This window comes from Nostoc sp. UHCC 0302 (assembly GCF_038096175.1).
Classification (GTDB): domain Bacteria; phylum Cyanobacteriota; class Cyanobacteriia; order Cyanobacteriales; family Nostocaceae; genus UHCC-0302.
In genome coordinates this window covers 3,160,093-3,173,924 of record NZ_CP151099.1, presented here as the reverse complement: position 1 = coordinate 3,173,924, position 13,832 = coordinate 3,160,093, and the positions used below count along the sequence as shown (strand labels likewise).

12 protein-coding genes are annotated in these 13,832 nt (G+C 44.1%); all 12 read right to left on the bottom strand.

From position 1 onward, the window contains the following. Positions 1–187 precede the first annotated feature (187 nt). Positions 188–670, bottom strand: coding sequence for a hypothetical protein (locus WKK05_RS13655; protein WP_341530204.1), 483 nt, complete (start codon positions 668–670; stop codon positions 188–190). A 241-nt stretch (positions 671–911) separates the two neighbouring features. Continuing rightward, positions 912–1,601 (bottom strand): alternative oxidase, encoded by a 690-nt coding sequence (locus WKK05_RS13650; protein ID WP_341530203.1) that lies wholly within the window; start codon positions 1,599–1,601, stop codon positions 912–914. 91 nt (positions 1,602–1,692) lie between these two features. Then, positions 1,693–1,959, bottom strand: coding sequence for a hexameric tyrosine-coordinated heme protein (locus tag WKK05_RS13645; protein WP_341530202.1), 267 nt, complete (start codon positions 1,957–1,959; stop codon positions 1,693–1,695). Between the two features lie 129 nt (positions 1,960–2,088). After that, entirely contained in the window at positions 2,089–2,616 is a 528-nt protein-coding gene (locus tag WKK05_RS13640; RefSeq protein ID WP_341530201.1) for a universal stress protein, read from the bottom strand. 295 nt (positions 2,617–2,911) lie between these two features. Next, positions 2,912–3,559 (bottom strand): nitroreductase, encoded by a 648-nt coding sequence (locus tag WKK05_RS13635; protein WP_341530200.1) that lies wholly within the window; start codon positions 3,557–3,559, stop codon positions 2,912–2,914. A 77-nt stretch (positions 3,560–3,636) separates the two neighbouring features. Beyond that, a complete protein-coding gene (locus WKK05_RS13630) occupies positions 3,637–4,380 on the bottom strand; it encodes an SDR family oxidoreductase (RefSeq protein ID WP_341530199.1) in 744 nt (247 codons plus the stop codon). Positions 4,381–4,468: 88 nt separating this feature from the next. Continuing rightward, positions 4,469–4,876: a hypothetical protein gene (locus tag WKK05_RS13625; RefSeq protein WP_341530198.1), complete on the bottom strand. Its 408-nt coding sequence runs from the start codon at positions 4,874–4,876 to the stop codon at positions 4,469–4,471. 21 nt (positions 4,877–4,897) lie between these two features. Beyond that, positions 4,898–5,836 (bottom strand): NAD(P)-dependent oxidoreductase, encoded by a 939-nt coding sequence (locus tag WKK05_RS13620; protein WP_341530197.1) that lies wholly within the window; start codon positions 5,834–5,836, stop codon positions 4,898–4,900. 62 nt (positions 5,837–5,898) lie between these two features. Then, positions 5,899–6,285, bottom strand: a complete 387-nt coding sequence (locus WKK05_RS13615; RefSeq protein WP_341530196.1) for a nuclear transport factor 2 family protein — start codon at positions 6,283–6,285, stop codon at positions 5,899–5,901. A gap of 132 nt (positions 6,286–6,417) precedes the next feature. Further along, positions 6,418–6,966 carry a DsbA family protein gene (locus WKK05_RS13610; protein ID WP_341530195.1) on the bottom strand — a complete coding sequence of 183 codons (549 nt, stop codon included), beginning with the start codon at positions 6,964–6,966 and terminating at the stop codon, positions 6,418–6,420. A gap of 207 nt (positions 6,967–7,173) precedes the next feature. Further along, on the bottom strand, positions 7,174–7,824 hold the full coding sequence (locus tag WKK05_RS13605) for a response regulator transcription factor (protein WP_341530194.1): 651 nt from the start codon (positions 7,822–7,824) through the stop codon (positions 7,174–7,176). After that, positions 7,821–13,760: an AAA family ATPase gene (locus WKK05_RS13600; RefSeq protein ID WP_341530193.1), complete on the bottom strand. Its 5,940-nt coding sequence runs from the start codon at positions 13,758–13,760 to the stop codon at positions 7,821–7,823. The genes WKK05_RS13605 and WKK05_RS13600 overlap by 4 nt, the downstream gene beginning before the upstream one ends. Positions 13,761–13,832 lie beyond the last annotated feature (72 nt).

Here is a 13,832-nt window from a genome sequence, read left to right as displayed (position 1 = left end):
GGGTGTAGGGTGTGGGGAATTAAGAAGATGTTGAACTTCGTGGCGCAGCTAAAATTTAATTGTCTTAAAAACTACACCCTACACCCTACCCCCAACACCCTGCCCTGACGAGGTTTTACCTTTTCTTAGTGCCATTCGGTAAGAACAATACGAACAGTTATTCACGATCGTTCTCCTGTGTCATTGCTCATAGAAAAACAATTTTAGGACTAGCTGCATATCCTAAATAAAGATTGGCAGCAGATCGCAGTACAATTTCGGAGTAGAGAATCTTTTGGATATCTAAAGAAGGCGCACGTTTTGCAGTGAATTTGTAAGTCGCGATTTCCCCCTTCAAACTGAAGTCGCTATCCGTCAAGTAGTGGTCATAATCGTGCATTCCCTGAAAAATAAATCCATAGATTGGATTGGAATAAACGGAAGAATCGTAACTATCAGCGGATACCCAAAGTTGCTGAAGTTTAATATCGGCAAACATCTCAAGAGCGTTGTGGTAACGCATATAATCTGAAAATTGCAGATTTAAAGGTAATTGGTGGAATTCACCCATGAGCCAGTCACAGAGTTGGGTGATGGTTTCGTCAGAAATTTCGGCTGGTTTGCCTTCCAGGTAGAGTTTAGCAAGAGTTTCCACAAGGGATATATTTGTGTTTACTTTTGTAAGAGTCATATTGCTATCCTCATAGCCTTGAACTACCTTTACTCTGACAATTTTTCTCAATAATTTCTTTGAGCTAGCTCATAGTTAAAACAGAAAAAATTAGAGCTAGCTTGATCGGGGTTTTAATGAAGAGGCAGAAAGCAGAGGGAAATGACCCCATCGAGAACTGCTCCATTGCCTCTTTTTTAACGTGTATGACAAGCTTCTAAGCAGCTTAGTTATTCAAAAATCAAATAGGAGTTTTATAGAATCAATCCTGTTGCTCGACGCTGGTCGGCACCAATTCAAAAACCGTATGGGGACTTTTAAAAGTTTGCCGTGCTTCTGGTAGCTGGAGCGCCTCCATTGTCTTGACGTGTTCGCATTCGTCATCCCGAATATTCACGAATACGTCGTAGAGATTATCCACTTTCGGGCGGCGAAATTGATGATCTGATGTAAACTGGGTTTCTTCAAACATATAGAGATCGCCATCGCGGTAGTAGTTAATTGCGACTTTGGGCGCTCTTTGAGCTTTCAGTTCTGTTTCATGGGCTTTCAAATAGTCGTCATAGGTATGGTAGGCATGATTTTCAATCAGTTCCATTAGGTAATAGGCATACTTGGGAAACAGCATATAAATTAGGACAACCACCCAGTAGTATGCCACTGCAATGTGTTGAGCGACGAAGCGATCAATCCAGTAGCGATCGCCACCCATTGATTCCATAATTAACAGATGATGTAATTCGTTCCAGGTTTCGGCGAAATGAACTTTTAATAAGTCAGCTTTGCGCCAGTAACCCAGCGTCTCGTAAAGATGCAGCACCGAGAGATAGGAAAAATAAGGAACGCGAGCGATGGTTTCCAGCACATAAAATCGAGGGTAAGAACGATTTCCGTAGACGAAATCGACAATAAATACAAAAAAACTGACGATCGCTTGAATCAAAACTTTCATGGTGAATTCCTCTAGAATCAGAACAAATCCCTGATTTGACGATTTTGAGATATTACTTCCGCCAGTAGTTATTAGCAGCTGCGATTCTCTTTCAGAGACACTTCGTGAACGTGGCAAACTCTGTTGCAACCGTCTGTCCAACTGCAATCAGCATCATGGCATCATTGCCATATACATCTCGCAGTTGGTTGCGTTTTTCTTCATCCGGCTGAGTCAATTTAATAATTAACCGTGACATTTTGACTGCTAGTTGTCTTCCTTCTTCTGGTGTCTCAGTCAATAGTGAGTTATTAGGAACCAATGTTACTTCGGGTGGCCTTACAACAGGTGAATTGGTCGGAGCTATTACATTATCCATGTCAAAATTTCCTAAATTAATGTTTACTTGAGAACAATTTCGATTCCACGGCAACAACTAAGGCAAAAGCTTGAAGTTTATGAATCTAACTTTTGCATTACCACCAACAAAGATATTCATAGCCTATTCTTAATGAACTACTTGAGCTTGATTGGCTAGAATTGCTTCAGGTTTAAGAGGAACTGGAGTATAAACAATATGCACGGAACAAGGAGCATGGTGAAACACATAATTACTCACGCTGCCTAATATCAACTCATTCAAACCAGAATGTCCTTGACGACCGATCACAATTAAGTCAGCGCCCCAAGTTCGAGCAACTTCACAGATATTCCGGCTGGGATTGCCAGAATTTTGGGTGAATTCAGTACTCACCCCGGCATTGGTTGCTGATTCTGTATACGATCGCAATAACTTAAAACCCTCTTCTTCGTAAGTTTGCCACTGCTTCCAATAATCCTCTATAAGTTCTCCATTCAATGGGTGATATTCGAGAGTAAGCAGTGTAGGTGTTTGGGGGCTATCCTTTTCTTCACTAGATAGGATATGCAACAGCATGAGGCTTCCTTTAGTTGCCTTTGCTAGAGTAAGCGCTTCATCAAAAACAGCATTACCATTTGAAGAACGGTCAATTGCAGCTAGAATCTTGCTAAACATAAAATCTCCTGAATCAAACAAATCAAAGAATTTTTAAACCATATTGAGCAATCTTCATCTTTAATTTCTTCTAAATAAAAAACTCCAACAGAAATCATTTATTGATGACACTAGGAATGCAAATACTCTTTTGGACTTGCGTTTAGCGTCTAGTAGTCTGTCCCATTAATTCTGATAGGTGAATCAAATTTAAATTTCTTTCTTTCTTCGCGCTCTTTGCGTCCTTTGCGGTTCGTTCTCTTATCCCTCAAATTTAATGGGACAGATCACTAGTAGAAAAAAATCCAGCCTTTTGTCAATCGTCGAGGAACGAGACGTTTTTCTCAACGGCCTCACGGCTTATATGCAGATGATTAGCGGGAAAATCAGGATCGGAATAGCCAACGGCTAAACCACAAATGATCAATAATTCCGGTGGAATGTTCAACTCGTTGCGGATGATTTCGGGATAATCCGCTAGCGAAACCTCTACGCAAGTGCCAATGCCACGAGCGGTTAGGCTTAACACCAGCGTTTGTAAATACATCCCCACGCTTAAAGCATCGGCAACGCCCAAATCTTGGTGCATACAGACGATCCCAACAACTGGTGCGCCAAAAAATTCGTAATTACGCAGAACGGCCAACTGTCTATTCGCTTTATCGTCACGAGTAATCCCCATCGCCCCGTAGACTTGCGCTCCCAGTTCCTGGCGGTAATGCTGGAAGGCAGAAGGCAGAGGAGAGACGTTGGGCTGCTGCTTGGCTTGGTTTAGCAAAGCCTCTTGCAAGCGATCGCGGCATCCGCCTTGGGCAAACACCAACCGCCACGGCTGGATATTTGAATTCGACGGCGCCAGCTGCGCTAGAGTGAGGGCTTCCTCGAGCAAAGCCCGTGGCACTGGTTGAGATAAGAATTTGCGTGTTGAGTGTCGGTCTTTAATAGTTTGGTCAAGATCAAACATATCTTATCAACCTCTATGAAAAATAAATGCGATCGCTTCCAGCGGGCGCTCCGCGCCATCGCTCAATCGGGCAGCAGTTATGCGCTAAACCCTCCGTCAATCATCAGGTTTGCGCCGGTGATGTAACCGGACTCAGGGCCAGCCAGATAAGCAACCAATCCCGCAACCTCTTCAACGGTGCCGTAGCGGACTACCGCAATGTGCTTTTTAAGCATTTCGGCAAACTCACCCTCCGAGGGATTCATCTCTGTAGCGATCGGCCCGGGCTGCACGTTATTGATCGTAATCCCGCGCAGGCCGAGATCACGTGACAAGCCTTGCACGAGCCCTTGGAGAGCAGATTTGCTCATGGCATAAACGCCGCCACCAGGAAATGGCATCCGTTCAGCATTGGTGCTACCGATGTTGATAATGCGTCCGCCCTCTTTCATGTGCTTGACTGCGGCTTGCGTCGCCACAAATACGGCACGCACGTTAACGGCAAAGGTTCGATCGAAGTCCGCTAGCGTAAAATCGTCGATCGCCCCGATCACCAGCACGCCTGCATTGTTGACGAGAATATCAATGCCGCCCAATTTATTTACAGTGTCCTCAACAGCGGCAACCACTGCACTCACTTCGGCACTGTCAGCTTGGATGGCAAGAGCTTGGACACCTAATGCTTGCGCTGCCTGGACGATTTCGTTAGCGCGATCGGGTGAGCTGGCATAGGTAAAGGCGACATCAGCACCTTCACTTGCTAAACGCTTGACGATCGCTGCCCCGATACCGCGACTGCCTCCGGTAATGAGTGCGCGTTTATTCTTGAGTGTGTGGTTCATGTTCGATACCGTGCGATGAGAAATTGGATAATTCGCTGTGTCTAATGAAAAGAAACTGCTCTAAATTGGCAGCAAGCAGGTGAACAATTTATATAACCTTTTCTAGTTCCTGAATCGTTTTCAATGCCCAGATACCAATCCAACAGCCGAATCCATCCACAATTAATGTCAGGATGGCTGTGATTTGGAATAGCAATCCCCAACCTGCAAAGGAAACTTGAGACACATGATCCGAACTAATTACGATCAAATGATTGTAGATTCCAAAAAGGACTGATGCTACCATTGAAAAGAGCAAGAGCCAGCTACCAATGCGGTAAAAATGTGTCCAGAGTAAAACGACTGCAATGATGGGAATCGCATAAATCACAATACCCACAAATAAACTCTGAAGTATTGAGAGGGGAACTGGAATTTCCACATGTGCTAAACCATGCAGTCCATGTATGATCGCATGGATGACCACGATCGCTGTTCCATATTGAGCAATCTTCATCTTTACTTTTCCCTCAAATTTTTAACTGGCATGAGCCACGACGGTGTTAACCATCCATTCCAAGGGTCGCGGCTGAAAATTTAATTCGCGTTTTGCTTTAGCATTCGATGCGCCTCGCATCTGAGTACCATAATAGACAGCATCTGCACCACTAATTCGCAGAGCATCCTCAACCGATACCTGTGGAGGTGGTGGAGCATTGAGCCATTGAGCATAAGCAGAAAGCCACTCGCGCACCGCTAAGGGTTGATCGTCCGTAATCAGGTAAATGCCAGGATTGCCTCGCTCTGCTGCTGCAACTGTAGCGATCGCCGCATCTTCAATGTGTAACCACGACCAGACGCCTTCCCCATTCCCAATAATCGGGAACTGTTGCTGTAGCACCTGTTGGGCAACATCGCCATCAGGGGCAAACCAGGTACCGGGCCCGTAAAGGAAGCCATAACGCAGAGCAATTCCTTCTAGGTTGGGGTTCCCTAGTAAGTCACGCTCGATCTCAGTGACTATGTGAGCATCTGCTGCAACCGCAGGCGAGGCATCAAAAGCTAATGGCGTTTCTTCATCTGCCAAGCCTGCACCAGGAATCGCCCAGAATGCGATCGACTGCCTCAGATAACGGCGCACGCCAGCCGCTTGGGCTGCTGCCAGCACATTAGCACCCCCTTCTCGACGGATGCGGGTGTTCAGGGCTGATGCTGCACTCATCGACTCGCTAGTATAGGTTTTGGGGAGGGAAGTGAGTTGTTCAATCACCACTTCCGGCTGAGTGCGGGTGATGGCAGCTTTAACAGCATCTGCATCGAACACATCTGCAATCGCTAATTCCACGCCTTGTTCAGCTAAAGTTTGTGCTTTTTCTAAAGAACGTGTCAATGCAACTACTTCATGTCCTTGCGCTAGCAGTTGCGCGATTAAGGGACGACCGATCGCTCCCGTTGCGCCTGCGACAAAAATCTTCATCTGTGAACCTCCTGTTAAAACCTGTGAAGCATTTTATAAATAAGACGAATTAAACCAACTTGTTAGGCTGATGTCAGTGCAGTTTTCATTGCATCAGTGTCGATGTAAACCTCTAATCGAACAATTTTTTCTTCTTTGACTGTCCAAATGTGAGCCAAGTTACAACTGAACTTTTTTCCAGTTAGCTTTGCTAGACCAATAGTGTTACCGATCGCAACTATTTGCTCACCAGCTTGGATGTAGTGAGATATTTCGACGGTCGAATCAATTAGTGGAGAAAACTTCGAGAAAAAAACCTTGCTTTCATCAAAGCCACGATAGTGACCGCCCCAAGGGAGTTCTTCTGTTTGATAGAACTCGACATTAAAAGACATTAGAGAAAAATAATGAGGAATATCTTTTTCGTTTAGGTAAATGTAAGCCTGCTTGACAATTTCTAGAGCGTTCATTGGCATCTTTTCCTCATTGAGTAAGCCTGGTTAAGCAGATGCACGTTTATCACAACTGTAAAGCCGGACATGATATTACTGCTTCAGCCCCAATGGCGAGGGATTACCCCATTTCCCAAGATATCTCACGCATCACATGGATTGAGAATTTCTAGCTTGGGCGATGGCTGTGATTAGTCTCTCTATATCCCAGGCATCCCTGTAGCGAATTTCGTTGACGAATAAAGCTGGTGTACTACTGAGACCACTTTGTATACCACTTTGAATGTTTTGAGTAACTCGTTCAGTATGAACATGGTTTGTCATATCTCGAAGGAATAGATCAAGGTCAAGGTGTATCTGATTGGCATATTCTAGAAGGTAGCCATTATTAAGTGCGGATTGATTCGCAAATAAGAGATTGTGCATTTGCCAAAACTTATTTTGCGCGGCTGCTGCTTCTGCTGCTTCTGCTGCCTTTTGTGCTTGGGGATGAAGGTGGGTACGGGGGAAATGGCGAAAAACAAAGCAAAATTGGCTCTGTTGCTGAATCTCTTGAATCATCCTGTTAACCTCACCACAGGAAAGACATTGATAATCACCGTATTCCACTAAAATGACTGACGCATCCATTCCTCCTTGGGTATGATCGTGTTCTGAAATTGGCGTGAGCAGCCTGTCACCATCATTTGTCTGACTCATCGTTAGCATCTTGGTGATGAAAATGCTGGAAAGAACAGTAAGAAATTGAATATCGTTTATTGATTCTGAGAATATGGAAATTGCTCCTACTTTGTCACATCCCCTGCGAGAAGTTTTTACGCTAGCAATAGGGATAGCGATCGCCTGACTTTTAGGACGAGAAATAACCTATCCTCAAGAGCAGGTGATAACTTTAGAGCTAAATTTTTAAAGCGTAATAATGCCGCGCTTGAGAGCAACAATCATCGCTTGAGTGCGATCGCTCACTGCCAGCTTGCTGAGAATATTTTTAACATGAAATTTGACCGTTCCCTCAGCGATCCCCAAGGCAATGCTAATCTCTAAGTTGCTCTTACCCGTTGCCATCAGGCGCAGCACTTCCAACTCGCGATCGCTTAATTCTGGGCTCTGTAGCCGTTCTGCTAGTTTTGCGCCCACTGCTGGAGGGATATACTGTTTACCGTTATGAACTGCCCGAATTGCTGTCAGTAGTTCGTCTGGTTCTGCATCTTTTAGGACATAGCCCTTTGCACCTGCCCGCAATCCCCGATAGATGTCTTCGTCGCTGTCGTAGGTTGTCAGGACGATGATTCGAGCATTGTCAAACTCAGCGCAGATAGTAGCGATCGCTTTAACGCCGTCCATCTCAGGCATCCGCAAATCCATCAATGTAACATCGGGTTGATGTTGGCGGAATAATTCTACTGCTTCGTAACCGTTGCAGGCTTGCCCAACTACGGTCATATCCGGTTTATAATCGAGTACGGCTGCTAGACCCTCTCGCATAAATGGATGGTCATCGCCAATCAAGATGCGGATCGCAGAGGAGTCAGGTGTAGCGGTTAAGCGGTGCGTCATAGCGTTTGTACTCTCACTACAATTTCTGTACCTTGTCCAAGGTGACTCACAATCGTCAATTCTGCTCCAATGCGTTGGGCGCGTTCAGTCATTCCGAGTAACCCAAAGCCCCGACCGATAGACAGGCTGCTGCTTTCAAACCCTTGACCATTGTCTTCGATCTGCAAGACGAACTGCGATGGTTCATACCGCAACTCAACGCAGATTTCGCTCGCATTTGCATACTTAAAAGCATTGGTTAACGCCTCTTGCCCGATGCGAAGCAGATTCACTTCGACTTCATTCGGTAAAGGATATGGTTCGCCGATGGTAGTACAAACTACCTGTACAGATGTCAGGTAAAACATCTGAGTCATGAATCGTTCCAGAGCGCTATACAAATCCCCTTCTTCCAATATCTGCGGACGGAGTGCTTCTACCGAGCGACGAGCATCGGCAAGCCCAGAACGCGCCAAAACGCGCCCTGTTTTCAGGTGTGACTGGGCGGCATCTGGATCGAGCTTGAGGCGCTGGGAGGCGGCATCTAAGTGAACAATGATACTAGTAAAAGTTTGGGCTAGTGTATCGTGTATTTCTCGCGCCATACGGTTGCGTTCTTCTAGAATTGATGATTCTTCGGCGCGTTTCCTATCGCTGATATCTGTAATCAAACCATAGTATCCTCTCACCTGAGCATTGAGATCGAAATCGGGGATGGAGGTAACAGCAACATACTTTTTGCCCAACGGCAAAGGGACTTCTGCCTCATAGGTTATAATCTCCCCTGCTAGCGCTCGATTCATGTACGGTTCAATAATTTGATAAGCTGCCTTGCTCATGACTTCACGAACCTGCTTACCCACAATATCATCTCGACTACAGCCATACCATTCCTCATAAGTTCGGTTGGCAAATCGATAGCGCCGATCTGTATCTATATAACAGATACAAGCAGGGAGAGCGTCGGTAATCAATCTTAGTTCCTGTTCTCGCTCGCGCAGTTCTGCCTCGCTTTTCTGTAAAGCGGCTGTTCGTTGAGCTACCTGTTGTTCTAAGGTACGATTATAATTTGCTAGCAATTGTTCTGCTTGTTTGCGTTCGGTGATGTCTTGAAAAGCTGAGATCGCATAAATCACCTTGCCCTGTTCGTCGAATACTGGAGTTCCCCACCCTTCAACCGGGATGGTTGAATTGTTTTGGCGAATTTCTAAATCGTCAATTCTGGTGCGATCGCCTTTCAACGCCCGCATCACTGGTAAGTTCTCAATGGGATATGGTTGCTCTGTTCCCGCTAGATAAAGTTGATAAATTTCTGCAAGTTGCTCTGGTGTCGCACCAGGAATAATCCCTTTGCCCAATAGCTGAATTGCCTGTTGATTGGCGTAGCAAGGGCGACCCAGTGTATCCACGACTCCAATTCCTATCGGTACAGCTTCCAGGAATTGCGCCATCTGACTTTCGCTCTTCTGTAGTTTTGAGTAGAGTTTAGCGTTTTCAATGGCGATCGCTGCCTGAGTTGATAATAGATTCAAAACTTGCGATTGCTCCTGTGTAAATGCCCTAGCCGCTAATCGATTTTCTAGATACAATACCCCCACGAGCTTGCCTTGATTCAGCATCGATAAACATAAAATGGATTGGGGTTGATTGTGCTGAATATATGGCTCATTAATAAAAATACCTTCATGAGCCGCATTATTTAAAATTACAGATTCATGAGTACGGATAACATAATTAATAATTGATTGAGGTAGGTAATTTACATTTGGAATAGATTGCAGCACTTGTGTATCATAAATGTTTTCACTATCATTTAGTTCACTAGAAGCTTCAATTACCCATTCTCCTGAGTTTTCCAAAAGCAAAAATCCCGTTTGTGCGCCAGCATTCTCGATTAATATATTCATTAAGGAACGAAGCAGTTGCTCCAGTTCAATTTCACTAGAAATCGCAAGGGAAGCTTTCATTACCGCCGCTAAATCGAAATCGATGTTGGAGTTATTAGAGGTGGTAACAGAAGTTTTTGGTATTGGCGTATGAGCCATGCCCAGCGACTGAGGCAATAGCTGTGGATAGTGAGTTTCTAAATCTTTGACTTTTGCAGTCGCTCCCCAACGTCCATAACAGTAGTGAGCTTCTTTCATATAGGTTTGAGCAATTTTCTCTCTACTACGAGATAGGTAAAATTTGGCTGCTAATTCATAAGCTAATGCTTCTTCTTGAAGATAATAATTCTCTCTAGCACCTTGAATTGCTTGTTCGTAAAACTCTTCTGCCTCAAGCAACTGACCTAAAACTCGTGCAATCTCTGCTTGCACCAAATGATATTTATGCAAATGATTTATTGGCGCATAGCGTGCCAATTCTTTCATTTTTTCCTGGCTAACACTAACGTTTTTAAGGATTTCCGACTGCACTTGAGCGCTGCTTCCGGGATATGTTGCGAGTCTTGCCAGAGAGTCATAGAGGTAATACAAAGGAACAAGAGCTGTCCCTCTTGCTTTGAGCAAATGTTTTTCCGCTTTGGCTGAGTTTTCAACTGCCTGAGAATATTCAGAAAATAGATAGCATAGGAAAAGTTTGTTGAAATGTACTAGAAAAATTACGGCTCCATCTGTTTCATCGTGTGGCAGTCTATTCTCCTCATTGTAAGCTTCGCCAATTAGACGAGTTAGACTGACCGAGCGTCCCATCAAATTTAAGACAGACTGGTGAAATATTTGATTCCAAGCGAGTGGCGTTTCCTGTTTGATTTGATGGATTGCTTCACCGTATGTTCTCAACTCGTGTTCAAGTTCCACAAGTTCCTTTCCGGCGATAAAGGATTGGAGGCAGTAAGTGTGAGCGCAATAGGCAGCAAACTCTAAATCTCCAGTTTCTAGCCCACTTTGATAACCTTCTGGTAATCGCTTCGATGTTTTTCTAATATGTTCTTTGGAGTGGATAATGAAGACATATACAATGAAAAATGTCTTAGCTGTGAGTACATGGGTCTTAGACTGCGACAATAACCTCAGAGCAAGCTGTCCAAATTGGTAGCCAGATTCGATATTTCCGACCATTCCACAAAGAATTAGCCCAAAGTTGGCGTATGCAAAAGCAGAAGTAAAGGCATTGCCATACTTGATTGACAAGTTAACTTGTTTCGATGCTAGTAGCGGCATCAAATCAGGAGCAGCTATTTGGGCAGCAATCATGATACTTGATAAAATTCGCATTGCTGCTAACTTGTCCGGGTCGGTCATTTCTGGTAAATGGCTCAAGTCTCCAATTGGCTTTTCACCAAGAAGTGACGTAATTGTATCTATCTCAAGCTGAATATATGACTTACTTGGCTCTTTGGGAAAAGTGATCCCTAGTTGCTGCAAAACTTGCAATGCAGTATCGATCGCTTTCAATGGCTGGCTCTGCGCCATGTCGGTTTGAATTTTGACTTCGTAAACTTTTACGATATCGAGAACTGTTGTGGCTGATTGCACAACGATCGCAACCCAGTATTCTACCTGCTCAAAATCGCCACATAAATACGCAACTTCTGTTGTTTCTATATATAAATCTAATGTCAGGTCATAGTTTGCTTGCCAGCTAGAAGCCGCCAGCCAAACTCTTCCTGTAGCTAAATATTTTTTCGCCATACTATAGGCGATCGCAGCTTTTGCTTTTTGACCTGCGATTAAATTTAATCGAGCAATTTCATTTCTTTCTGGTTGATATGTGACAAGCTCAATTCCATGATTCAAATGATCGACAATTTCAAACAGCTGCTCTGATAGCCGTTCTGGCAAAGTTTTTTCAAGGAGATTGCGGCCGATTTGGAGATGAACAACTTGTTTATGTGCCTCATCAATTGAAGCGTAAGCTGCTTGCTGCACGCGATCGTGCAAAAACTTATATTCTTGAACTAACAATTCCCGATCTAATTCAGAGAGAGGTTGAATTAATTCATCTTGTATAGCTACCACTAATTCCAAGAAAACCGTTTTCGCAGTTTTCTCACAAACAATTGATAAAGTATCTAAATTAAATTCAGCCCCGACACAAGCGGCTAAACGGAGAATTTGCTGTGTGACTTCTGGTAATTTCTTTAACTTGTGAAGCATCAGCTCCACAACATTCTCGGTGATGTCTTGGGCTTGAATCTGAGCAATGTCCCACTGCCAGCTTAAGTGTTGTGCATCAAAGCTCAATAAATTTTCGCTATACAGCATTTTCAAAAATTCGTTGACAAAAAAGGGATTACCCTCAGTTTTACGCAACACTAACTCAGCCAAGGGACGAACAATGTCTGCATTTCGATGTAGCGTCTCGGCAATCAACTGACTCAACGGTTCAAGCGTTAATGGTGTCAGGATCATCTCCTGAAGCACTGCCCCTTTTTTTCGTAGTCTCTCTAGCATTAATGCTAATGGATGCGTTGGATTTACTTCATTATCTCGATAGGCTCCAATTAAAAATAGGGATTGGGTTTGCTCATCCAACAGCAACGGCTCGATTAACTTAATCGTTGCCGAGTCTATCCACTGCAAATCATCTAAGAAGATCGTAAGGGGATGTGACTCTGAACAAAACACCCGCACAAACTGCCCAAAGATTCTATGAAAGCGATTTTGAGCTTCAGTTGCTCCTACTTCTGATACAGGCAGCTGCTTGCCGATAATTAATTCAACTTCCGGGATGATATCAATAATGATTTGTCCGTTGGTTCCTAAAGCTGTTAACAGTTGCGATCGCCACTGTTGCACTAGATCATCTGGTTCACCCAGCAGTTGCTGCACCAATTTTTGCAGAGCATGGGCGATCGCACTGTAGGGAATATTGCGCTGGAATTGATCAAATTTACCAGAGACAAAATAACCGCGCTTTGCAGTAATGGGTTTGTAAAGTTCCTGCACTAATGCTGATTTGCCAACCCCAGCGTAGCCAGATACCAACATCATCTCGACTTGGAATTCAGAATTTTCTTCATTCTTCAGTCTCAATTGTTCATTCCCCGTTGCTACTACTCTGTCAAACGCTGCTAATAATGCTTCAATCTCTCCTTCGCGCCCATACAATTTTTGGGGAATTTGAAACTGATCGCAAACGTCTTGAATACCCAGTTGAATAGTGTCAATTTGACCTGTTTCTGCGAACTGGCAAAAACCTGTTTCTAAATCTGCTTTGATACCCCAAGCACTCTGATAACGATCCTCTGCGTTTTTCGCCATCAATTTCAAAACGATATCTGAAACTGCTTTAGGTACCGCTGCATTCAGTTCGTGAGGTGGAACAGGCTGTTTAGCAATATGACAATGGACTAGCTCAAGGATGTCCGTTGTGGGAAACGGCAACTGTCCAGTGAGCAGTTCGTAGAACGTCACACCAAGGGAGTAGAAATCGGTGCGGTAATCGAGCAAACGATTCATCCGCCCGGTTTGTTCTGGAGATAAGTATGCGAGTGTCCCTTCTAAAACATGAGGGTTCTTAAAAGTCGGATTTGTGCGGTTAAATTCAGTAGCAATCCCAAAGTCAATAATTTTGACAACGCCAGTTTCCAGATTAAGGACGATGTTTCCAGGGTTGATATCCTTGTGAATGACATTGGCTGCATGAATTCTGCCCAAAATGTCGCAACTAGCGATCGCAAGACGGAGAAACGTGGATAAGGGCATAGGGCAGAAGCCTGGGCGCTTGTGCATCCATTGCTCTAGGGATTCTCCTCCAAAATCTTCTAACAGAATCACCAGAGTGCGTTGATAATCCTGTTGGCTGTAAGCCTTGACAACTCCTTCCAGATTCAGGGAACGGGTAATTTTATATTCCTGTCTGTAGCGGGTTAGTTCTTGAGGTGAGGGATAATCAAGCTTTAGCATTTTTACGATGAGCGCTGCTCCATCGTCTCTGATGCCTCTATATACTAGAGAATTAGAACTTTCGTATATTTTGCTTTGGATAGCAATACCAGGTAGAGCAATCATAAAGTAACTCTTGAGAGTATATCTGGTACACCTCAAACTATACAGTAATCCAGTTATCTTTCATTTTCTGTG

Excerpts from the sequence above, each read along its gene's own strand:
- WKK05_RS13655 (WP_341530204.1), bottom strand. The coding sequence starts at position 670 with ATGACTCTTACAAAAGTAAACACAAATATATCCCTTGTGGAAACTCTT.
- WKK05_RS13650 (WP_341530203.1), bottom strand. The coding sequence starts at position 1,601 with ATGAAAGTTTTGATTCAAGCGATCGTCAGTTTTTTTGTATTTATTGTC.
- WKK05_RS13645 (WP_341530202.1), bottom strand. The coding sequence starts at position 1,959 with ATGGATAATGTAATAGCTCCGACCAATTCACCTGTTGTAAGGCCACCC.
- WKK05_RS13640 (WP_341530201.1), bottom strand. The coding sequence starts at position 2,616 with ATGTTTAGCAAGATTCTAGCTGCAATTGACCGTTCTTCAAATGGTAAT.
- WKK05_RS13635 (WP_341530200.1), bottom strand. The coding sequence starts at position 3,559 with ATGTTTGATCTTGACCAAACTATTAAAGACCGACACTCAACACGCAAA.
- WKK05_RS13630 (WP_341530199.1), bottom strand. The coding sequence starts at position 4,380 with ATGAACCACACACTCAAGAATAAACGCGCACTCATTACCGGAGGCAGT.
- WKK05_RS13625 (WP_341530198.1), bottom strand. The coding sequence starts at position 4,876 with ATGAAGATTGCTCAATATGGAACAGCGATCGTGGTCATCCATGCGATC.
- WKK05_RS13620 (WP_341530197.1), bottom strand. The coding sequence starts at position 5,836 with ATGAAGATTTTTGTCGCAGGCGCAACGGGAGCGATCGGTCGTCCCTTA.
- WKK05_RS13615 (WP_341530196.1), bottom strand. The coding sequence starts at position 6,285 with ATGAACGCTCTAGAAATTGTCAAGCAGGCTTACATTTACCTAAACGAA.
- WKK05_RS13610 (WP_341530195.1), bottom strand. The coding sequence starts at position 6,966 with ATGAGTCAGACAAATGATGGTGACAGGCTGCTCACGCCAATTTCAGAA.
- WKK05_RS13605 (WP_341530194.1), bottom strand. The coding sequence starts at position 7,824 with ATGACGCACCGCTTAACCGCTACACCTGACTCCTCTGCGATCCGCATC.
- WKK05_RS13600 (WP_341530193.1), bottom strand. The coding sequence starts at position 13,760 with ATGATTGCTCTACCTGGTATTGCTATCCAAAGCAAAATATACGAAAGT.